Consider the following 21,202-nt stretch of genomic DNA (forward strand, 5'->3'; position numbering starts at 1 on the left):
ACCAGATAGCCAGTGGCGTGGTTGTGTGCCCCAGCGGGGACATGACCACGCCACTGGCGTTTTCGGCCACTCAGGCCGTCGAGAGGATTCCGTACTGGTGTGGTTGCCGCATCAGTACGAGGTCTTTGCGGCGCACGACGTTGGTGGGGTACGCCCCACCCAGGCTCGTGGTGTCCACGACGCAGGTCGCGTGGCCCGGTGCGTCACTGTCGACGAGGGCTTCGGTTCGGGGGAAGGCGAAGGTGTCGGGCCCGAATACTCCGCTGTGTCCGGCAATTCCGCGGTCGGTGTCGATCGTGTTGGCGAACGCGAAGTACACGTTGTTCTCGCCTGCCCGGACGCGCATGTGATGCCAGTGCGTGGGATCGGCTCCGGTGGGAATCTCTGCTGCATGAGGGATGTCGGTTCCCGGGTGGGAGCCGACGAAAGTGCCGGCGAGTGCGGCCGGGCAAACGATCAGATCACAGCCACGCAGCGCCAGAATTCGGCCGGCCTCCGGCAACAGTGCATCGTGACCGACGAGCATTCCCACTCTCCCGACGGGAAGGTCGACGACGGTCCAGCGGTCGCCCGCGTCGAACAGCGAGGTGTGTTCGACGGACAGATGGATCTGGCGGTACGCCGTGCAGGTTCCGTTCGGCTGAACCAGCACTGCGGAGTTGTACACCCGATCGGATCCGATGTCGCGCTCGGCCACACCGACGACCATCGAAACACCATGCCGGGCAGCGATATCGACGACGCGTGCGAGCGACGTCCCGTCGATCGACTCCCCGACCTCGCGCGGCGGCCGATCCGCGGAGACCGGCCCGGTGACGGACAGTTCGGGAAACACGATGAGATCGCTCGCGCCCGCGAGGCCGGCGGCCCACTGCTCGATGTCGTCGAGATTGCCGTCGATCGACGTCCCCGGAGTGCATTGCACGACGCTCACCGACGACGTCCGCCCGGCCGGTAAGGGCGAGTGTCCGTAGAGGGTGAAGAAATCGAGCGGGTTCCACGCGTACGTGTTGGTCTGCAGTTCACGGTACAGATTCGGCCTGCGCACGGGCCCGGCCTCTCGTGTGCGACGAATGTCGATGTCGCCGAGGACAATACCGTCACCGACGTCGAGGCGACCGGCCACGTTTCCGTCGGGTTCGATGATGCAGGTGCCGCCGCTGAACTGAACGGTTCGTTCGAGACCCCAGCGGTTGCTCTCGATGACGTAGCAGTTGTTCTCGAAGGCCCGACTGATCCAGTAGGGGGCGGGAGTGCGTTCGGCGAGCCAGTTGCTGATGTGGCAGATCACGTCGGCACCCTGAAGCGCAACCACACGCGCCGTCTCCAGGAAGTGCAGATCCATGCAGATGAGCAGTGCGATGCGACCGAGCGGGGTCTCGAACACCTGGTGCCCGAGATCGCCCGGGGCCGCCCATTTGGGCTCGGCGATGTACGGATGCGTCTTGCGGTGTGTGCCGACGATTCCCTCGGGACCGATGAGAACTGCGCTGTTGTAGAACAATCCGCTGGTCGCATCGACTTCGGGCATGCCCACGACGATGTAGCAGTTACGACGGGACGCGATCTCGGCGAACGTCTCGGTGGTGGGGCCGGGGATCTGCTCGACGACGGTTGCCGCTTCCTCGGTGTCGTGGAAGCAGTAGCCGGTGGTTGCCATCTCGGGTGTCGTGATCAGGCGCGCTCCGTCCGACGCCGCCTTCTCCACGAGATCGCTCAGAGCGGCGACGTTCGATTCCTTCGCGAACAGCGTGGGCTCGAATTGTACGGCTGCTGCAGTGAATTTCATGACGCCACAATCCTTTCGGCGATGAGGGTATCGTTCGATTTCGGTGGTTCGTAGAACTGTCCGCGGGTTGCCATCGTGAGCGGAACGTAGAGAAGAGGACCGAGAAGCATGGCGATGAACGACGCGTAATACGACGGGTAGAGGCCGAACACGCCGAGTCCGCCCACCGCGACGCCCGCTGCCATGGCGATGATGCCGCAGGGGTTCCAATTGCGCACTCGCCCTTCGCGGAACTCGATGTTGTCGCGGGGTGCCAGGCCGAGCAGTCTTCTGCATACGAAGTAGTCCGCGAGCAGAATGAAGATCCACGTGTTGGTCATGATGCCGGTGACGGCCAGGAATTTGTCGGTGTACTGCAGAATGTTGACGGGGTAGCACAGCACGCCCACCACCAGTAGCGCCACCATCCACCATTGACGCCCGACCTTCCTGGGCGAGAGCACATCCCACGCGTTGGACAGGGCCAGGGATCCGGAGTACAGGTTCATGACGTTGATGCGGACCTGGGTGACCACCGCGAAGATCACGCCGAGCAGACCCATGACGATGGCGAAGTACAGTCCCGGGTCGGTGGCCGAGAGTTCCGGTGTTGCAGTGGTTCCGGTGAAATGACGCAGCATCGTGAAACCGAGGAACACACCGAGAATCATCACGACGACGATCATCAGCAGTTCTGCCAGCATCAGTCCGGCCGTTCCGACATAGCTGACGCTCTTCTTGACGAACCGTCCGTAGTCGGTGGCGATGAGTGCTTGGAACACGACCTGCCCGTTCGCGAGGCTGAAGGCCTGCCACAGTGCGGTGGCGGTGAATCCTCCGGTCGCTTCCCATTCGCCGGGCCCGACGAGTACGTAACCGCTGGCGAGCATGTACATACCGACGGCGAACAGGATCAGGAAGATCGGCATCCCGAAGCGCTGCAGAATGTTCATCGAGTGCATACCGCGCCAGGAGAAGAACAGCGCCACGAGTGCGACCAGCGCGAATACCACTGTGGCCCAGGCGGAGTCGATATCGATCCCCGCGAGCTCACTGAGCCCGTGTGAGACGATACTGCCCTCGAAGATGAAGTAGAACACGTAGTTGACCGCGTAGACGAGCGAGGCGACGGCAGAACCCTTGGTTCCGAACCCGAGCCCGCGGGTGAGCAGTGGCAGCGACAGACCCTCTTGGCTGGCGATACGCATGATGAGGCTGCCGACGAGCGTCGCACCGATCACCATGTACGCCACGGGGATCAGGAACATCGGCCATCCCACCAGAAACCCGATCTGGCCGCCGAGGGCGAACCAGAACATCGCGGTCACGTTGCCGGTGAGGACCAGCAGGATCGCCGGCCGCCGCCAGCGTTGGTCGTCGGGCACTCGGGAGGTTGCGTAGCTTTCGATCTGATCGTCGAGGCTGGTCGCTGGCCCCTCGAAGTATTTCTTCATGTTCATGAACGGGTGTCCACTTCGGTTCGCGGCGAGAGCGCTGGCTGCGCTGCATCGGAACAATACTTTCCGTGGACACTATTGCAATATGAAACATGTTAAAAAGAGATCACGAAAGCGGCCGACCTGGCAGGTTACGGCGGAGACCGCGTCCGAGACCGGACGCCGAGAAAGGTCAGTGGGTGATCGAGGCCGTCTTCGCGTTGGTCTCGAGGGCCCGGAGCAGAGACTGCAACAGCTCACGATCCGACTCCGACGGGAAGACCATCGCCGCGGCGTCGTTCATCATCGGGGCGGCCGCGTCGTGCTTTGCTTTCCCACGGGCCGTCAAGCGGATCAGCACCTGCCGACGATCGACGGTGCCGGTACGGCGGTGCACCAGATTGTTGGACACCAGCCGGTTGACCGCCTTGGTCAAGGTCGGCGGGGAGAGCAATGCGAACTCCGCTGTCTCGGCCATCGTGTGTCCCTCACCGTCGGACAACAGCGACAGCACTCGCCATTCTTCGAGGTCCAATTCCCACGGCACGAGGGTGGCGCGCAATCGATCCGACACGGCCCGCTCGACCACGGTGAGCAAACGCGCTGCCGACGCAGCATCCTGGTGATCCACGTGATCGTCCCCCTGCTCGGTTACTGCGTCGGCGCTACAGTCTCTCTCAGCGATTCTATGGTGAAGCGAACCGCGAAGAGACACCGAGCGGACGGACGGCACGATGAACAGCGATCGGTTCGACACGTTTCGCGTCGGCCTGATCTTTCCGATGTCCGGACCGTTCGGCATCATCGGACCGTCGAGCGAGCTGTCGGCCCAGCTGGCCAGGGACGAACTCAACGCCTCGGCCGGCGTGTTGGGCCGCCGCGTCGAGTTGATGTCCATCGACGGCGGCCGCGATCCGGTGACGGTGGCCCACGAGGTCGCGACGCTGCTCAATGCCGGTGCCCTCGATGCGGTGGCGGGGATGCACACCTCGGCGGTACGGCGAGCCGTCATTCCGGTGACGCTCGGACGGATTCCGTACGTGTACACCTCCATGTACGAGGGCGGCGACCGCTACCCGGGACTGTTCATCACCGGTGAGACCCCTGCCAACCAACTGGTCCCGGCGCTGGAGTTCCTCGTTCGCGAATTCGGACGACGCCGCTGGGCAATCGTCGGAAACGACTACGTCTGGCCCCGAAAGAGCGCTTCCATCACGGCAACTCGGCTCCGTGGGCTGGGCGCATCGGTGGTGCACGCGGAGTTCGCACCGGTCGGCACGAGCGACTTCGCAAGGACCGTCACCGCGATCGAGCGGTCGGGTGCCGACGCGACCGTGGTCCTCCTCATCGGCGACGACGCAGTCCATTTTCATCAGCAATTCGCCGGGGCCGGGCTGGACGGGCACTGCATCCGTCTCAGTCCACTGATGGACGAGAACATGTTGCTGGCGGCCGGCGGCGAGAACACCCACGGGCTGTACGTCGCGTCCGGCTATTTCGAAACCCTCGCCACCGAAGCAAGTTTGGGATTCTCGGCTCGTTTCGCTCGTTCATTCGGGGTCGATGCGCCGATCGTCGGCGCACTGGGACAGTCGTGCTACGAGGGCATCAAACTGCTGGGCGCGCTGGTGAACAGGGCAGGCACAGCAGATGTTCGCATCATCGAATCCGTATCCGATTCGGTGTCGTTCACCGGTGCCCGTGGGCACCTGTTTCTGTCCGACGGCCACGTCTCGCAACCGATCTATCTGGCGTTGGCCGGTGCTGTCGACTTCGAGATCATCGGCGAGATCCGGCCCGCGCGCGACTGATTCTGTCGCCGAACAGGACAACGCCGCACACGACGGCCATCGTGACCGCGGCGGTAACGGCTGCGACGGTGACGAACTGGGCCAGGGTGGAGGCCACGAACAGCAACAGCAGCACCTCGACCGCGAGGGCGAACCAGGCGACGAGGGCCAGGTGGGTGCGCTCCCCCGCGATTGCCCACAGCAGTGCGCTCTGCAGTACCGCCAGACACGCCCCCTGCAGCACGAAGAGCCACACGTATTGCTGCACACCGGAATACGTGTCACCGACAACCAAAGGAAGTAGCGGCGACGCCAGCGCGCCCCCGAGCACCAGTACCGTGCCGAGTCCGGCGACGACGGTCAGCGCCGATCGCACTGCGGCAGCCGAGTGCAGCGGGTTCGCCATGCGCGGATACAACACCACTCCGACCGCCTGCGGCAGCCAGAACGCCGCTTTGGACGCGACGGCACCGACCGCATACAGCCCGGCTTCGGTACTGCTGAGCAACGACCGAGCCAGCACCAGATCCAATGCGGACATCGCGATCAGCACCAACTGCACCTGCGAGGCCTGCAGCACCGTCAGAACGGTCACCCTGGTTTCCGACACCGCGTTCACCGGCGCTCCGGCGGCCGACCGCGCGCCGACGGCCACCACGCCGATACCGGCCGCCGTGGCCAGCAGCACCGAACCCGGGCCGCCGCCGAGCAGCAACACGACCACCGCCGGCGCCACCTTGCCGAAACCGGCCGCCGCCAACACCACGCTCAGTGCGCCGAACCGGCCGCGTCCTTGCAGCAGCCCCTGCTCCGCGGCCAACAACACCAGCACCGGCGCAGCGATCACGGCCGACACCATCGCCGCTGCCGAGACGTCCATGGCCGCCGACAAAGCCGGGGACACAGCGAGAGCCAGCACACCCACGACCGCCGCACAGCGGTAGCCGACGCCACGCAGCTCGCGCGAACTGCGGCCGCGCACCACCTCGCGCGCGACGACGGACTGCAACGCCAACGCCGGGACCGCCAGAACCAATTGCACCGCAAGAAGACTCGCGAACTCGCCGTAACCCTCGACGCCGAGCATGCGACTCGCGAGCACCTGTAGCAGATACGCCACGACATTGGCGAACATCGAGCCGGCCGTCACCATCCCCATCCCGGCGACGGACGCACCCGCCGGGTGGTCTGCCTCGGACGAGGCGCGAAACGACATGCGTCCACGGTATAGGGTGCCGATCATGGCGTGGTCGAGGTCGAGGTGGACGCCGCCGCTCTACAGCCTGCTGCTCTCGCTCGTCGTTCTCGGACCACTGCTCGGCCCTGGGTATCTCCTGCTTCGCGACGCCGTCAGCACCCCCCGTTCCTACTTCACCGCCTCCGCCTGGGGAATCGCCGACGCGGCCGCGCGGGCCGTGCCGCAGGATGCCGCGATCGCGGCCCTGACCACGGTGTTCGACGGTGGCCTTGTGGTCAAGGTCGTCCTGCTGCTGGCGTTGTGGACGGCCGGCTGGGGCGCGGCGGTGATGGCGCAGAGGATGCTGCCCACCGCACCACTGCCTGCGCTGCTCGTCGCGTCGACGGTGGCCGTGTGGAACCCCTACGTCGCCGAACGCCTGCTGCAGGGACATTGGAGTCTGCTCGTCGGCTACGCCGCCCTCCCGTGGACGGTGGTCGCCGCACTCGCGGTCAGGTCCGGTCGCTCCTGGTGGCCCCTCGCCGTCTGCCTGGCCGCGGCCGGGCTCACCCCCACCGGCGCGCTGCTGGCGGCAACCGTCGCGCTACTCGTCGTCGCCCTCCCCGGGGGTGCCCGACGCGGCCTGCGCGTGGTCGCCACCCTCGCGATCGCAGCCGTCGCGTCGGCGCCGTGGCTGGCGGCGACGATGGTGTCGGGCGGTGGCGTCGAACCGGCGGATCCGGCGGGTTGGGCCGCATTCGCAGCACGCGCCGAACCGGGTCTGGGCACGGTGGGTAGTCTGGCCGGACTCGGCGGCATCTGGAACTCAGACGCCGTACCCGGTTCTCGGACAGGACTATTCGCTGTCGTGGGGACGGTCCTGTTGCTGACCGTCGTCGCTCTCGGGATACGGCCGCTGTATCGCCGTCGACGCAATCCGGTGATCGTGGGCCTGGGTGTCGTTGCACTCGCTGCCATCGTGCTTCCTGCGCTGGCAGCAACCGGACCGGGGTTGGCGGCGGCTCGCGTACTGGGCGACACCGTCCCCGGGGCCGGTCTGCTCCGCGATTCGCAGAAGTGGGTCGCGCTGGCCATGCCGATATACGCTCTCGCCGCTGCGGCCGGTGTCAGCTGGTTGGCGTCCCGGCGCACCCGATCCGGCAATGCATGGCTGCCGGGGGGCGTGGCCGTGCTGGCGTTGCTCGTTGCGCTCCCCGACCTCGGCTGGGGCGTCGGCAACGCACTGAAGCCGGTGACGTACCCGCAGTCGTGGCAAGCGGTGTCGGCGGAACTCGCCGACCAGGACGGCGACGTGGCCGTACTTCCCGCCGGAATGTTTCGCCGCTTTCCCTACAGCGGCTCAGCACCCGTTCTCGATCCCGCACCCCGCATGCTGCCGCTCGACGTACTGCAGACCGGTGAACTCCTCGTCGCAGGCGGCACGGTCCGCGGGGAAGGGAAACGGGCGACGGACGTGCAGAACGCTCTGCTCGCAGGCGACTCCGCGGACACTCTCGCGGCCCTGGGTGTCGGCTGGGTACTGGTGGAGAACACGACTCCCGGCGAGCTCGGCAATGCACAGCAGACGTTGGACCGACTCGACGCCGTGTACTCCGACGAGGAACTGACCCTCTATCGGGTGCCGGATCCGGCGATGCTCGAAAGTCGTTCGGCGACAGCCGTTGTGCTCGCACATCTGGCGTGGGCACTGCTGATGCTCGGCGGACTAGCGGTAGGACTCCTGAGCCGATTCGGCAGGCGTGTGCGCGTCGGCCGCCCCCACCAGGCCTGACGACCAGGTGCCGCGCGTCGTCCCGTCGAGCACCGAGAACACGCCGTCGGCGCACTGGCCCCAGGAGAACTCACCCGCGCGGACTCGTGCCTTCTCACCGAGGCGAGTGCGGGCCTCTGCGTCCTGCAGCAGTTCGGCGACGGCATCGGTCAGCGCGGACACATCGCGGTCCTCCGCTCCGGATGTCGAACCACCCACGAGAACACCGGTGACGCCGTCGATGATCGAATCGGTCAGCCCCTTGGAGCTGCGATAGCCCACCGTGGGAACACCGTGCTGGGCAGCTTCGACGACGGCGAGGCCCCAGCCCTCCTTTCGGGAGGGCATCACATGCACCCACGACCGACCGAGCAGTGCATGCTTGCGCTCCTCGTCGACGTGACCGTGGAAGGTGACGTATCGATCGACGCCCAGGCTCGTGACGTACTCGCGAAGATTCCGTTCCCACCACCCGCCGCCGATGACGTCGAGATGGATGTCGGGAATGCTGCCGCGCAGTGCAGCCACGACGTCGATCGCGTCCTCGATCTGCTTGTGTGGAACCAGCCTCGACAGCACGGACAAGGACGGGTGCGGCGTCCGGGTGTCCTCGCCGCCTTCCGGTACAGACAGTGGGATGTCGTCGGCACCGTTGCGGACCACGGCGATGCGCTCCCGGTCGACACCGAGAGCGATCAGCTCGTCTGCAGAAGGCAACGACACCGTCAGGTACTGATTGCGGCGGTGCACCCTCGGCGAGATCGTCGACTCGAGCCACCAGCCCAGCTTGGCCATCATCGGGCCCGCCACCGGCCACTGCTCGCGGTGACAGTGATGCACCAGCAGCGTGACCGGCACACCGAGTACTGCGCGGGAGAAGAACGGAATGCCGTTCTGGGTGTCGATCACGGCATCCGGGGAGATCCCCTTGAGCGGCCCGAAACCGAGCCGACCGGCGGCGATGGCGGCCAGAGCGCGGGGATACACCGACAGGCGACCACCACCGCGACTGATCCGGATGCCGTCGACGATCTCCTCGGCCGGAGCACCGGGATAGGAGGCCGTCCGCAGCGTGACGCGGACACCGCGTCGAGCCAGGCCCGCGCCTACTTGCTCGAGGTAGCGCTCGCTGCCGCCGCCCTGCGGATGCCCGGTATCGCGCCAGCACAGCAACAGAACCTCGCGCACCGCTCGCTTCACCCCATCCACCGTGCTCGCTTCTCGACCGTCGTCGAATACCGCTGCCACACTAACCGCTAGGGTTCGTTTTCGTGACTTCCGCCGTGACACGACTGTTCGCCTCTCGCGCGACACTGCGTCGCTCGGTGAAACTCCTGAAGGACTTCGGGCACGAGCAGAGTTCTCCGGACATCTTCTACGGCGCCCTGGCCCGTGATTCCGTCGAACTGATCGGAGACCTGTACCACGGCCTGACCGGCACCGACATGTCGGCGGCGACCGTGCTCGACGTCGGCGGCGGACCCGGATACTTCGCCGACGTCTTCGGCGCGAGTTGCGCGCGCTATCTGCCCGTCGAACCCGACGCCTCGGAAATGCACGCCGCCGGACTGCAGATCCCCGGTTCGGTGCGCGGCTCCGGCATGGCACTGCCCTTCCGCGACGACAGCGTCGACATCTGCTTCTCGTCGAACGTCGCCGAACACGTCCGCGAGCCGTGGACCATGGCCGAGGAAATGTTGCGCGTCACCAAACCCGGCGGCCTCACGGTGCTCTCGTACACCATCTGGTTCGGCCCGTTCGGCGGCCACGAGACCCGGCCGTGGCATTACCTCGGCGGTGAATACGCGGCCCGACGCTACGCCCGCACCACCGGACACGAACCCAAGAACCGATTCGGCGAATCCCTGTTCGACATCAGCGCGGCAGACGGATTGCGTTGGGCGCGAAGCACTCCCAACGCAACGCTCCTGGCCGCGTTTCCGCGCTATCACCCGCGCTGGGCATGGTGGATGATGCGTGTACCGATACTCCGCGAGTTCCTCGGCAGCAACCTCGTCCTGGTCCTGAAACCGACTGGATAGCCAATGGGTCATTCCGCAGGCTCCACTCCCGCATAACCTGGATCGATGACGGCACTCGCGCTCGACATCGGCGGCACCAAGATGACAGCGGCACTCGTCGGCGACGACGGACGTCCGCAGCACCCGGAGACAGTTCCGACACCGGCCACCGGCGTGTGGGAGGCCTGTGCCGCACTGCTGCACGGGGTCGTCGGAAGCGTCGACGTGACACAGGTCGGGGTCGCGTGCTCCGGTCCGGTCGACCTCGTCACCGGGTCGGTCGCGCCGATCAACGTCGACGAGTGGAAGAACGGATTCGGCCTGCGCGAGCACATCTCCGCCGCACTGCCCGACGCCGAAGTACTTCTGGCCATGGACGGCAGCGCAGCGGCGTTGGGTGAGCATCGATTCGGTGCCGCTGTCGGGATACCGGACGTGCTGAGCCTCGTGGTGTCCACCGGGATCGGCGGGGGCCTGGTGCTGGGCGGGAGAATCGTCGCCGGAGCCAGTGGCAATGCCGGGCACATCGGCCACATCGTCGTCCCCGGTTCGACGACGCCCTGCGCGTGCGGCGGAATCGGGTGCGTCGAGACCGTCTCCAGCGGCCCCTCGGCGGTGCGGTGGGCTCGGGAGCAGGGCTGGCCGGGGAACACCGGTGTCGAACTGGCTACGGATGCCGCCGCGGGCGAACCGCTCGCCGTCACCGCATTGCAACGCGCCGGAGTGGCTCTCGGTCAGGCCATCGCATCGGCGGTCGCACTGGTGGACGTCCGGATGGTGGTGATCGGCGGCGGCTTCGCTCAGGCCGGCCCGCCGCTGTGGGATCCGATCCGGGAGTCGATCGCCTTGCACGCGCGCCTGAAATTCCTCGACGGGCTGCAGGTGGTGCCGGCTGCGTTGGGCGGCCTCGGCACACTGCACGGCGCGGCCGCTCTCACCGCCTGATCTCGCACACTTCGAAAGCCAGAACGGGGCCCACCCCTCGGTGAGCCCCGTTCTGTCTCGTGAATACTACGCGCCCAGGCGCTGCTTGAGGGCGTCGAATTCGTCCTGAATTCCGGTGGGCAGTTTCTCGCCGACGAAGTCGAACCACTCCTGGATCAGCGGGATCTCGGCCTTCCACTCGTCGGTGTTCACCGCGAGTGCCTCCGCGACGTCGTCGACGGTGGTGTCGAGGCCGTCGATGTCGAGTGCCTCGGCCGTGGGGACGACACCGATCGGGGTCTCGACGCCCGCGGCCTTGTGCTCGATGCGCTCGACGATCCACTTGAGCACACGCGAGTTCTCACCGAATCCGGGCCACAGGAAGCGCTTGTCGTCGCCGCGACGGAACCAGTTGACGTAGAACACCTTCGGTAGCTTGGACTCGTCGGCGTTCTTGCCGAGGTCGATCCAGTGCTGGAAGTAATCGCCCACGTTGTAACCGAGGAACGGCAGCATGGCCATCGGGTCGCGTCGGACGGTACCGACGGTGCCCTCGGCGGCAGCGGTCTGCTCGGAGCCGACGGTGGCTCCCATGAACACTCCGTGCTGCCAGTCGCGGGCCTCGGTCACCAACGGAACGGTGGTCTTGCGTCGTCCGCCGAACAGGATTGCGGAGATCGGCACACCCTGCGGGTCGTCCCACTCGGGAGCCATCGACGGGCACTGAGCCATCGGCACGCAGTACCGCGAGTTCGGATGTGCGGCATCGGTTCCGGACTCGGGCGTCCAGTCGTTGCCCTTCCAGTCGATCAGGTGATCGGGCTTGCCTTCGAGGCCTTCCCACCACACGTCGCCGTCGTCGGTCAGGCCGACGTTGGTGAACACCGAGTTGCCCTGATCGATGGTCTTCATCGCGTTCGGGTTGGAATCCCAGTTGGTGCCCGGAGCGACACCGAAGAAACCGAACTCCGGGTTGACGGCGTAGAGACGACCGTCCTCACCGAAGCGCATCCACGCGATGTCGTCACCGATGGTCTCGGCACGCCAGCCCGGAATGGTCGGCTGAATCATCGCGAGGTTGGTCTTACCACACGCGGACGGGAATGCCGCCGCGATGTAGTACGCCTTGTCCTCGGGGGAGATCAGCTTGAGGATCAGCATGTGCTCGGCGAGCCAGCCCTCGTCGTGGGCCATGGCCGACGCGATACGCAGCGAGTAGCACTTCTTGCCCAGCAGCGCGTTGCCGCCGTAACCGGATCCGTAGCTCCAGATCTCGCGGTCCTCGGGGAAGTGGGTGATGTATTTGGTGTCGTTGCAGGGCCACGGCACGTCGGCCTGACCCTCGGCCAGCGGAGCACCGAGCGAGTGCAGCGCCTTCACGTAGAACCCGTCGTCGCCGATCTTGTCCAGAGCGGCCTGACCCATGCGGGTCATCACACGCATGGAGATGACGACGTACTCCGAATCGGTGAGCTCGACGCCCAACTTGGGATCGGCAGCGTCCAACGGTCCCATGCAGAACGGAACGACGTACATGGTCCGTCCGCGCATGCAACCGCGGTACAGCTCGGTCATCAACGACCGCATCTCCGACGGGTCCATCCAGTTGTTGGTGGGACCGGCGTCGATCTCGTCCTTGGAACAGATGTACGTGCGCGACTCGACGCGGGCCACGTCCGACGGATCGGAGTTGCCGAGGAACGAGTTGGGCTTCTTCTCGTCGTTGAGACGGGTGAAGGTTCCTGCCTCGACCAGCTTGTCGGTCAGGCGCTCCCATTCGGCGTCGGATCCGTCAGCGAACACCACGGAGTCCGGTTCGGTCAGTTCGGCTACCTGAGCAACCCAGGCAAGCAGTTCTTTGTGTCGAGTCGGCACGCTGTCGGTGCCGCTCAAACCGGGAATGGTCGCTGAGGTCATCTAACTCTCCTGGGGTTAGCCGGAACCGGGAAGAATTCGCACGATCGCTGTGGGCAAGCACGCACGAGTAGATCTCGGTTTTCCCCTCTCGGCGGGGCGCTGCTCGGCCCTTCGAGCTGCAGTACACCATGTTACTGGATACAGCAAGCCGAGGACCGAGCGCCGGATGTCCTGTTCATCAGGTTAACGCCGAGCGACGTGATTCCAGAAACAGGGTGTTGTCCGATTGGTCACAAGACCGATTCAGATAGGGAAAGACCGACGCAAGAAGCCATCCACCAGCGCCGATGCAAATCAGACCGAATGGCCTACAGTCGGCCGGATTCGGACGATCTGCCCTGCCCGAAACCGTTCGCTTCCCGAAAAATCTCCCAGGATTCGTAGTGCCCGTCACGGTCGAAGGCGGTGAACTTGTCTGTCACACCGTCTCCATCGACATCCGTTCCCACCGTCGTTCCGGCCTCCGTCGTCCGAACGGAAGTCTCGTGACGACCGTCGCCGTCGAGATCGAACCAGTCCGTCGAGACATAACCGCCACCATCGCCCGACGCGTCCTCGGCCGGCTCGTTCGTCTCGAAACCGCCCCCTGCGAAGCCATCCACCGCGATCATCGACGCTCCTCACTGTCGGGTCCCTGTTCGCCGCCTGCGAACCTGTTCGGACGTGCACCTACCCGCTTCGACGCATCGGCGCGCCGATCGGTTCCGGATCGCCGGGAGAGAATTCGACGGGCTTCGACGGCACGACCGAGTCGCGCCCGGACCCGCGAAATCGCTCCAGCCCGCGCTCGAGTGCAGCCAGATCCCGATCGCAGGCCGAGAGCAGCGCCGATCTGTGATCGGCGAGCGTGCGAAGCTCGGCATCGATTTCGGCCAGCGACAGATCGATACGTGCCGCCGCCTCCCGGTCCGCCGAGGTCAACGCCGACGCGAGTGCGGACTCGGCATCGAGAATGCGAGAGAGCAGCCGCTGTTCCACGTCCGATTTCACGCGAGCCAGACTTTCCTGGGTCCAGCCGCGAAGGTGCGCACGGTCGGCGACGAGTGCGCGTGAGCGGGTCAACCACCACGCGATCGCGGCACCGATGGCCAGTGAGACGATCGTGTTGGCGACGGCCAAGGTAGGAATCAGAGCCAGGGGCGAAACGACGAGCCGACCCAGTCCCACCCCTGCCGAGGCCCCCAGTGCGACCATCAGGACGTCCTCGATCCCGCGTCGCCTGGTCGGTTCGCCGATGTCGATCTCACCGCCTGCAGTACCGGATTCGGGCACCGTGCCGGCGAGCCCGAGTTCGACTTCCACGGCGCGGAGACCGGTGGACAAGGCAGCGTCGGCGCGTGCTCGAACTGCCTGTACGGATTCGGCGAGGTGCCCGGGCAGATGGCCGAGTTCGGCCCGCCGCGATCCCTCTATCGTCTGCCGTACCCGAGCACCGAGCATCCGAACGTCCTCGACCGCAGCGTGAATACAGTCGACCCGAACCCGTTGAATACGGTTGTGCAGCAATGCTCGTCGGTCACCACCGAGACGTTCTCGTTCATCGAGCAGCCGCGCCCGCCTGGCACGCAGAGGGGCGGTGTCACCACCTCCGGTCACTGCGCGAGCTTCGGCCACGATGGCGGCCTTCGCCTCTGCGGCAGATTCCTGCACTGCAGCAACGTATTTGCGCTGTGCCCCTACCGCCGCGGCCTGCATCAGCAACGCGTCGATTCTGTCGGCGACCGCCCCGAAACCCGACTCCGCGAACACGGCAGCATCGCCAATCTCCCTACCGGCTCGTGCCAACCGTGCCGAGACCGGATGAACGGAGTGTTCCACCGCACGCGGAACACGCTCGGCGACGATCTCGATATCGGCGTCGACCACCTCGCGCCACCGGCGATGCACATCGATCTTGTTGACCACCAACACAACCGGTGTCGACTCGAAGGCAGGACGCCAGCGCTCGACGTCGGCACGGCCGACCGGAGCCGACGCGTCGACGACGATCACGACCACCGCGGCCTCCTCGACCGAGTCGGCGAACCCGATCTCCGCGCCGTCGCGCCGGGTGAGCAGATGGCATATCTCGGTCTTGCCGGATACTGCGGTGCCGGTGATGTGAATGCCTGCAGGTCGGCTGCTGCGCGCACGGTCGATGCGTACGAGGGATTCCGAGTTCCGTCGACGCAGAACACCTTTCAGATCGTCCGGCAGCGGGAACCGGTTCGGATCGGTCACGGTCGGAGCATCCGCACATAGCCACGGCACAGGGCCAGGGCGGAGCGCCGGACGGCGTCGTCCTCCGAGGTGGCGGCACACCGCTTCCACACCAATGCCTGCTCCAGCAGGGCCCGCTCCGAGCCCGTCTCGATCGGCACCGCCAATCGCGCTGCAGCACAGCGCATATCGGCAGCCACCGCCTCGTCCGAAGCCAGATACGATTCGACGGCACCTCGAACGTCTCGGTGACGGGCGGATATCTGCAGCAGTTGTTCGTGCAGGTCGTCGTCGCGGGCCGTCGCAGCAGCCGAGACCGCGTCGGACACCACCGTCGTCACGGCGTCGACGCCGGTGGCCTCCCACAGCTCACGCAGTACATCTGCGTCGGACACCCCGCTGCGCCGCCGGAGCGCCTCGACCAGCAGGGCGAGACCGCGTAATTCCACACGGTCCAGCAGTGCCTCTCGGCGGGGCGTCGAGAGCGGAATATCAGCACTCCGGAACCGATCGACCGTCATCAGATCCCCAGTACGCAGTGCACCGGCCGCGACGGCCCGCACATCGGCCATGTCCACAGCGGAGCCTCGGGCCGCGCCGCCCAGGCCCGCTGCAACAGATCCCATCACCGGCAGCACTCTTCGCCCCAGTTGCTCGGATGCCGCTGCGGCTGTCGCCGCGGGCTCGTCGAGAGTGTCGGCCTTGTTCAGCAGGATCACGGTGTGTTCCGGCGGTCCGCCGGGTCGAGCGGACAGGAACGTGATGTCGTCCGGGGACACGGCACCGGCCAGCACGTGGACGAGAACGTCGATGTCGGATGCGGTGCGGCTCTGCTGCACCTTCGCTGCACGCGGGGTATCGGCCCATCCGCTCTCGTGCAACCGGACCTCGAACCCGTCGGTATGCAGTCGCGCGGCATCGAGCACCGAGAGAATCGCCGACTTCCCTACTCCGACGCGGCCGGAAACGTGCACCTCCAGCGGCCGCAGACGCCGCTCGACGGCGTTCTCGACAGCCTTCCGGGCTGTGCCGGCACCGGCCGCGTCCACGTCTCCCGAGCGCACACGCAATCGACCCAGACCTGCCTCGGCACCGTCCATCATCGATCCCCCCCGGAAACAACCCACCGAACGGCCACATCGAGATGTGCGATCGGCTCGTCGAGCACGATCGGCCACGTGGCCCGCAGCCCCCTGCTGCGGCACCGATTCTGGCACACGACGGCCGTCCCGGACGGGCCGTCGAGAATTACACCGTTGTAGTTATAGGACGCGGCCCTACCGCTGATCAGCGATGGAACGGCAAGTCTCAACTTCAACTCGAGACCCACCTGTCACACACTCCGCCGATGCGCGACAATGGACCGGTGAACGAGCCACAGGACACCTCTGCCGACACCGGAGACAACTCGGTGCAGACCCAGGAACGGGGCTCGCGGCTGTACCCCAGAGTGACCAGTTTCCGCTCCCGCCGCGGAGCGCTGACCGACGCTCAGCAGAGCACCTGGGACAACCTGTGGCCACGCATCGGCCGCGATGTCGCCGACGAGCAGATCGACATCGACGCCTGGTTCGGGCGCAGCGGTCCGGCGATTCTCGAGATCGGGTCGGGCACGGGCACGGCCACCACGGCGATGGCGATGGCCGAGCCGCACGTCAACCTCATGGCCGTCGAGGTCTACCGACCCGGGCTCGCGCAGACTCTGCAGCAGATCGAGCGCGAGAACATCGAGAACGTCAGGTTGTTCCGCGGCGACGCGATGGACGTCCTCGAGAACATGCTGACCTCGGAGTCCTTGACCGGCGTTCGCGTCTTCTTCCCCGACCCGTGGCCCAAGGTGCGCCACCACAAGCGTCGTCTCCTGCAGGGCCCCACGTTCGCGATGATCGCGGATCGCCTGAAGCCGGGCGGCGTTCTGCACGTGGCCACCGATCACGCCGAATACGCTGAGTGGATTGCCGAGGCCGGGAACGCCGAGCCCGGTCTGACCGTTCTCGATTGGGAGTCGCCCATGACGCACGAGCGGCCGGTGACCAAGTTCGAGGGCAAGGCCCAGCAGGTGGGCAGCTCGGTGACGGAATTGATCTGGGGAAAGAAGACAGCATGAGCGTCAGTACGGACATGCCCGACACCGTGATCGATCCCGCCGAGCTCGGGGCGATCGGTGAGTCCCGCCACAGCAAGCGAGTCCTGCTCGTGTGGGATGCACCCAACCTGGACATGGGTCTCGGCGCGATCCTGGGTGGCCGGCCCACCGCCGCCTACCGCCCACGATTCGATGCGCTGGGCCGATGGCTGCTCAGCCGCACCGCCGAACTGTCCACCTCGGGCACCGCGACGCTCGAGCCCGAGGCAACGGTGTTCACCAATATTGCACCCGGCAGCGCCGACGTCGTCCGCCCCTGGGTCGAAGCATTGCGTAACGTGGGCTTCGCGGTGTTCGCCAAGCCCAAGGTCGACGAAGACAGTGATGTCGACGCCGACATGCTCGACCACATCGACTTCCGCAACCGTGACGGCGGCCTCGCCGGTGTCATGGTCGCGTCCGCCGACGGTCAGGCGTTCAAGGGGCCGTTGGAGGCCATCGCAGCAACCGGAGTACCCGTTCAGGTACTGGGATTCCGGGAGCACGCAAGCTGGGCTGTCACGTCGGACATCCTGGAATTCCTCGACCTCGAGGACATTCCCGGCGTCTTCCGTGAGCCACTGCCTCGGGTGAGTCTCGATTCGCTCCCCGACGAGGGCGCGTGGCTGCAGCCCTTCCGACCGCTGTCCGCCCTGCTCGTCGGGCGCCAAGGAGTTTCTTAAGTGTTCGCCAGATGGGGAGACATCGTCTACCGCCTGCGGTACACCGTTATCGGTGTCATGGTGGCCGGGCTGTTGGGCTTCGCTGCCTACGGTCTCGATCTCAACAGCCATCTCAGTCAGAGCGGTTGGGACGATCCGACCTCGGAATCGGCCCAGGCTGCCCGTCTGGCGGACACGACGTTCGGACGCGACAAGCAGGGTGACGTCATCGTCCTCTACACCGCGCCCGAGGGGTCGTCGATCGACGATCCGGAATTCCAGTCGAAGGTCGTCTCGAGCCTCGAATCGCTCCCCGTCGACCATCCCGACCAGATCGAGAAGGTCAACGGCACCTACTTCAAGGTGCCCGGCGCACCCAACCTCGCAGCTCTCGGTACCAACGACAAGCAACATGCCATCGCCAGCATCGCGATGAAGGGTGCCGACGACACCGAACTGACCAACAACTTCCAGGCCGTCAAGGACGCCTTCTACATCGACGGCGTCGACGTGCAGGTGACCGGTCTTCAGGCCGTGGCCGGCGCACTGCAGTCGACGATGGCAGGCGACATCCACCGCATGGAACTGCTGGCGATCCCCGCCGTCGCGGTCCTGCTGTTCTTCATCTTCGGCGGCGTCGTCGCCGCGGCGCTCCCGCTGATCATCGGCGGTCTGACGGTGGTCGGAGCCAACGGCATCGTCAAGGTGTTCACCAACTTCACCGAGGTCAACTCGTTCGTCGCGCCCGTGGTCTCGCTCGTCGGACTCGGGTTGGCCATCGACTACGGACTCTTCATCGTCTCGAGATTCCGCGAGGAACTCGGTGACGGACATACGACGCCACAGGCCGTGCGCCGTACCGTCATGACGGCGGGTCGCACCGTGGTGTTCTCCGCGACGATGATCGTCGCTTCTCTCGGTGGCCTGCTGCTGTTTCCGCAGGGCTTCCTGAAATCGGTCGCATACGGATCCATCGCCACCGTCGCGCTCGCAGCGCTGACGGCCATCACGATCCTGCCCGCGATGCTCGCCATCCTCGGCCCACGCGTCGACGCCCTCGGTCTGAAGTTCATGCGAAAGACCAAGTCGAGCGAAGAGATCGAGAACGGCATGTGGGGCAAGCTCACCCGCTGGGTGATGCGCAACCCCGTCAAGGTCACCGTGCCCATCGTGCTCGGATTGGTCCTTCTGACGCTGCCCGTCGGCAACATCAAATTCGGTGGCATCAACGAGACCTACCTACCGCCGGACAACGTCACCCGCGTCGCGCAGGGAGAGTTCGACAGCCTGTTCCCCGGCCAGCGCACCGAACCCATCAAGATGGTCATCGAGGGCGCGCAGGGCCCGACGCTCGGCGCGATCACCACGCAGGCGAACAACGCTCCCGGATTGATCGAGAAGTTCACCCCCGTCGGTGCCAGCAAGGACGGCGTCATCGTCTTCAAGGCCGGGTTGACCGATCGCAACGACTCGAAACCGGCCATCGACTTCCTCCGCAGCATCGACGTGCCGGACGGCGCGACGGTCATGATCGGAGGTACCCCGGCAATCGAGCAGGACTCGATCAGCGCACTCATCGACAAGCTGCCACTGATGGCCGTGCTGGTGGTGTTCATCGTGACGATGCTGATGTTCCTGACGTTCGGATCGCTGGTGCTGCCGATCAAGGCGGTGCTCATGACCGTTCTCGGCCTCGGTGCCACCATGGGCATCCTGACGTGGATCTTCATCGAAGGTCACGGGGCGGGGCTGATGAACTTCACCCCGGGGCCGATCATGGCTCCGGTGCTGGTGCTGATCATCTCGATTGTGTTCGGCCTGTCCACGGACTACGAGGTGTTCCTACTCTCCAGAATGGTCGAGGCACGCGAAAAGGGTGCCAGCACAAGCGAAGCCATCCGCATCGGAACCTCGCATACGGGACGCATCATCACCGCGGCGGCACTGATCCTCATCGTCGTCACCGGCGCGTTCGCGTTCTCCGATCTGGTGATGATGAAGTACATCGCCTACGGCATGATCGCCGCCCTCATCATCGACGCGACGCTGATTCGCATGTTCCTCGTGCCCGCCACGATGAAGCTGCTCGGCGACGACTGCTGGTGGGCTCCGCAGTGGATGAAGCGCATTCAGCGCAAGCTCGGCCTCGGCGAGACCATCCTCGAAGACGAGCTGCTGCCCACCGGAGACGTGCCCGAACTCGCCCTCGCGGGCGGCGCACCCTCGTCGACCGTCGCACCCCCGATGCGTCCGACACCGCGCCGCGGTGAGCCCCTCACCGAACCCATCCCGGTGGTGGCACCGCACGGAGGCGGACCGATCCGTGCCACGCACGCCGCGAAGGAAGAGTCGCGTCGAAGCGTGACCGGCCGGCCGGCGACGCCACCCGAGCCGACCCGCGCGGCACCGACCACTCCCCCGAAGCAGGCTGAGCCCCAGCCCGATTCGGTGCAGCCGTACTCGTCGCAGGCCTACTCGCCCCAGGCTCGCCCGTCGCAGGCTTACTCGCCGCAGGCACCCGCGGCGCGTCCCACTCCGCCGCGTCCTGCCGAACCGCGCCCACCTGTATCCGGGCCGACTCGGGCTCCGCAAGTTCCGCCGCGTCCGCACGTCGAACCCGAACCGACTCAGGCAGCGGACGTCGTTCGACCCGCTCCCCCGAGTGCCGCACCCGCACCCGCACCCGAACAGTCGCCTCAACCGCCGAGTGCACCCCCGAGCCGCACCCGCGGCACGCGAGCGGGACGGGCCGAGGAGCCGGATTCGCGATCCATCGAAAGTTGGCTGGCCGATCTGCGAGCCCCGAGCGCATCGCAGGCACCACGTCCGAGCACTCCGCGAAGCGAGTCGCCCACCAACGGCTCCCACGGCTCTGACAGCCACGCCTCGAATGGTCACGGCTCGAACGGTCACAGCACCGGTGCCAACGGGTCCTCGTCCAACGGCTCGACCACCAACGAGGCTGCTACCAACGGCGCTGCTACCAACAGGGCTGCCACGAACGGGGCCGACAAGCACGGCACCAACGGCTCGAGCACCGGCACCCACGGCGGCACAGCTGCCGGACGCAACGGTTCCGGGCGAAACGGCAACGCCGACAACGGGTCCGAACGCCGTGGCTCGAACGGAAACGGCATCGACCGCAACGGTTCGGACAGCAGTGGTTCCAACAGCAGTGGCTCCAACAGCAGTGGTTCCGACCACCGCACCTCGGAACGACATGACACCGAAAGCAACGGCAACGGTGTCGGGGCCAGTTCGGAATCGGATCGCGAGGAGAAGCCGTCCGGTCGTCGTGCCGCTCCGTCCACCGAAGGCGGCGACAGTGGCCGCCACCGCGGCGGCGACAACGGCCAGGTGCTCAGTGTCAGCGAACTGTTGGCTCGGGAGCGCAACCGCTCACGCTGACGCG

Annotated in this window: 16 protein-coding genes; 7 read left to right on the top strand and 9 right to left on the bottom strand. The window is 66.1% G+C overall.

Annotation, left to right across the window (positions count from 1 at the left end; translation table 11 throughout):
* Positions 1-70 precede the first annotated feature (70 nt).
* The 3 genes from CH281_RS24345 to CH281_RS24355 all read right to left on the bottom strand — a co-directional run bounded on the left by CH281_RS24345 (position 71) and on the right by CH281_RS24355 (position 3,835).
* Positions 71-1,789: a nitrilase-related carbon-nitrogen hydrolase gene (locus tag CH281_RS24345; RefSeq protein WP_094695723.1), complete on the bottom strand. Its 1,719-nt coding sequence runs from the start codon at positions 1,787-1,789 to the stop codon at positions 71-73.
* On the bottom strand, positions 1,786-3,228 hold the full coding sequence (locus CH281_RS24350; RefSeq protein WP_094695724.1) for a purine-cytosine permease family protein: 1,443 nt from the start codon (positions 3,226-3,228) through the stop codon (positions 1,786-1,788). The genes CH281_RS24345 and CH281_RS24350 overlap by 4 nt, the downstream gene beginning before the upstream one ends.
* 169 nt (positions 3,229-3,397) lie before the next feature.
* Positions 3,398-3,835, bottom strand: coding sequence for a MarR family winged helix-turn-helix transcriptional regulator (locus CH281_RS24355; protein ID WP_032367431.1), 438 nt, complete (start codon positions 3,833-3,835; stop codon positions 3,398-3,400).
* Between the two features lie 103 nt (positions 3,836-3,938).
* Here CH281_RS24355 and CH281_RS24360 point away from each other — a divergent pair, with 103 nt between their 5' ends.
* Entirely contained in the window at positions 3,939-5,015 is a 1,077-nt protein-coding gene (locus CH281_RS24360) for a substrate-binding domain-containing protein (RefSeq protein ID WP_094695725.1), read from the top strand.
* Here CH281_RS24360 and CH281_RS24365 read toward each other — a convergent pair.
* Positions 4,984-6,210: a polysaccharide biosynthesis protein gene (locus tag CH281_RS24365; RefSeq protein WP_179274283.1), complete on the bottom strand. Its 1,227-nt coding sequence runs from the start codon at positions 6,208-6,210 to the stop codon at positions 4,984-4,986. The genes CH281_RS24360 and CH281_RS24365 overlap by 32 nt on opposite strands.
* Before the next feature lie 25 nt (positions 6,211-6,235).
* On the opposite strand from CH281_RS24365, the gene CH281_RS24370 reads away from it, so the two are divergent.
* Positions 6,236-7,963: a hypothetical protein gene (locus CH281_RS24370; RefSeq protein WP_094695726.1), complete on the top strand. Its 1,728-nt coding sequence runs from the start codon at positions 6,236-6,238 to the stop codon at positions 7,961-7,963.
* Here CH281_RS24370 and CH281_RS24375 read toward each other — a convergent pair.
* The gene (locus tag CH281_RS24375) at positions 7,898-9,130 is read right to left on the bottom strand and encodes a glycosyltransferase family 4 protein (protein WP_032369594.1); all 1,233 of its coding nucleotides are present in this window, start codon (positions 9,128-9,130) and stop codon (positions 7,898-7,900) included. The two genes, CH281_RS24370 and CH281_RS24375, sit on opposite strands and share 66 nt — an antisense overlap.
* A gap of 83 nt (positions 9,131-9,213) precedes the next feature.
* Here CH281_RS24375 and CH281_RS24380 point away from each other — a divergent pair, with 83 nt between their 5' ends.
* Both CH281_RS24380 and CH281_RS24385 read left to right on the top strand, forming a co-directional pair.
* A complete protein-coding gene (locus CH281_RS24380) occupies positions 9,214-9,984 on the top strand; it encodes a class I SAM-dependent methyltransferase (RefSeq protein ID WP_230597479.1) in 771 nt (256 codons plus the stop codon).
* A gap of 45 nt (positions 9,985-10,029) precedes the next feature.
* Positions 10,030-10,908 (top strand): ROK family protein, encoded by an 879-nt coding sequence (locus tag CH281_RS24385; RefSeq protein WP_032390252.1) that lies wholly within the window; start codon positions 10,030-10,032, stop codon positions 10,906-10,908.
* Positions 10,909-10,974: 66 nt separating this feature from the next.
* Here CH281_RS24385 and CH281_RS24390 read toward each other — a convergent pair whose 3' ends face one another.
* The 4 genes from CH281_RS24390 to CH281_RS24405 form a co-directional block, all read right to left on the bottom strand.
* Entirely contained in the window at positions 10,975-12,804 is a 1,830-nt protein-coding gene (locus tag CH281_RS24390) for a phosphoenolpyruvate carboxykinase (GTP) (RefSeq protein WP_027495371.1), read from the bottom strand.
* Positions 12,805-13,112: 308 nt separating this feature from the next.
* Positions 13,113-13,415 (bottom strand): DUF6802 family protein, encoded by a 303-nt coding sequence (locus tag CH281_RS24395; protein ID WP_052067115.1) that lies wholly within the window; start codon positions 13,413-13,415, stop codon positions 13,113-13,115.
* A gap of 58 nt (positions 13,416-13,473) precedes the next feature.
* Positions 13,474-15,024: a hypothetical protein gene (locus CH281_RS24400; RefSeq protein WP_094695727.1), complete on the bottom strand. Its 1,551-nt coding sequence runs from the start codon at positions 15,022-15,024 to the stop codon at positions 13,474-13,476.
* Complete coding sequence (locus CH281_RS24405) at positions 15,021-16,106, bottom strand: hypothetical protein (protein ID WP_143544874.1); 1,086 nt, start codon at positions 16,104-16,106, stop codon at positions 15,021-15,023. The genes CH281_RS24400 and CH281_RS24405 overlap by 4 nt, the downstream gene beginning before the upstream one ends.
* Before the next feature lie 227 nt (positions 16,107-16,333).
* Here CH281_RS24405 and trmB point away from each other — a divergent pair, with 227 nt between their 5' ends.
* The 3 genes from trmB to CH281_RS24425 are packed head-to-tail and all read left to right on the top strand — an operon-like array spanning position 16,334 to position 21,198.
* On the top strand, positions 16,334-17,110 hold the full coding sequence (gene trmB / locus CH281_RS24415; RefSeq protein WP_370878763.1) for a tRNA (guanosine(46)-N7)-methyltransferase TrmB: 777 nt from the start codon (positions 16,334-16,336) through the stop codon (positions 17,108-17,110).
* Between the two features lie 14 nt (positions 17,111-17,124).
* The gene (locus tag CH281_RS24420) at positions 17,125-17,811 is read left to right on the top strand and encodes an NYN domain-containing protein (RefSeq protein ID WP_228139387.1); all 687 of its coding nucleotides are present in this window, start codon (positions 17,125-17,127) and stop codon (positions 17,809-17,811) included.
* Positions 17,812-21,198: an MMPL family transporter gene (locus CH281_RS24425; protein WP_094695730.1), complete on the top strand. Its 3,387-nt coding sequence runs from the start codon at positions 17,812-17,814 to the stop codon at positions 21,196-21,198. It begins immediately after the preceding gene.
* The last annotated feature ends 4 nt before the right edge of the window (positions 21,199-21,202 follow it).

The organism is Rhodococcus sp. 06-221-2 (assembly GCF_002258365.1).
Lineage (GTDB): Bacteria > Actinomycetota > Actinomycetes > Mycobacteriales > Mycobacteriaceae > Rhodococcoides > Rhodococcoides fascians.

What these genes read in the sequence shown, in the direction of transcription:
- CH281_RS24345 (WP_094695723.1), bottom strand. Translation starts at nt 1,789, where the DNA reads ATGAAATTCACTGCAGCAGCCGTACAATTCGAGCCCACGCTGTTCGCG.
- CH281_RS24350 (WP_094695724.1), bottom strand. Translation starts at nt 3,228, where the DNA reads ATGAACATGAAGAAATACTTCGAGGGGCCAGCGACCAGCCTCGACGAT.
- CH281_RS24360 (WP_094695725.1), top strand. Translation starts at nt 3,939, where the DNA reads ATGAACAGCGATCGGTTCGACACGTTTCGCGTCGGCCTGATCTTTCCG.
- CH281_RS24365 (WP_179274283.1), bottom strand. Translation starts at nt 6,210, where the DNA reads ATGTCGTTTCGCGCCTCGTCCGAGGCAGACCACCCGGCGGGTGCGTCC.
- CH281_RS24370 (WP_094695726.1), top strand. Translation starts at nt 6,236, where the DNA reads ATGGCGTGGTCGAGGTCGAGGTGGACGCCGCCGCTCTACAGCCTGCTG.
- CH281_RS24385 (WP_032390252.1), top strand. Translation starts at nt 10,030, where the DNA reads ATGACGGCACTCGCGCTCGACATCGGCGGCACCAAGATGACAGCGGCA.
- CH281_RS24390 (WP_027495371.1), bottom strand. Translation starts at nt 12,804, where the DNA reads ATGACCTCAGCGACCATTCCCGGTTTGAGCGGCACCGACAGCGTGCCG.
- CH281_RS24395 (WP_052067115.1), bottom strand. Translation starts at nt 13,415, where the DNA reads ATGATCGCGGTGGATGGCTTCGCAGGGGGCGGTTTCGAGACGAACGAG.
- CH281_RS24405 (WP_143544874.1), bottom strand. Translation starts at nt 16,106, where the DNA reads ATGATGGACGGTGCCGAGGCAGGTCTGGGTCGATTGCGTGTGCGCTCG.
- CH281_RS24420 (WP_228139387.1), top strand. Translation starts at nt 17,125, where the DNA reads ATGCCCGACACCGTGATCGATCCCGCCGAGCTCGGGGCGATCGGTGAG.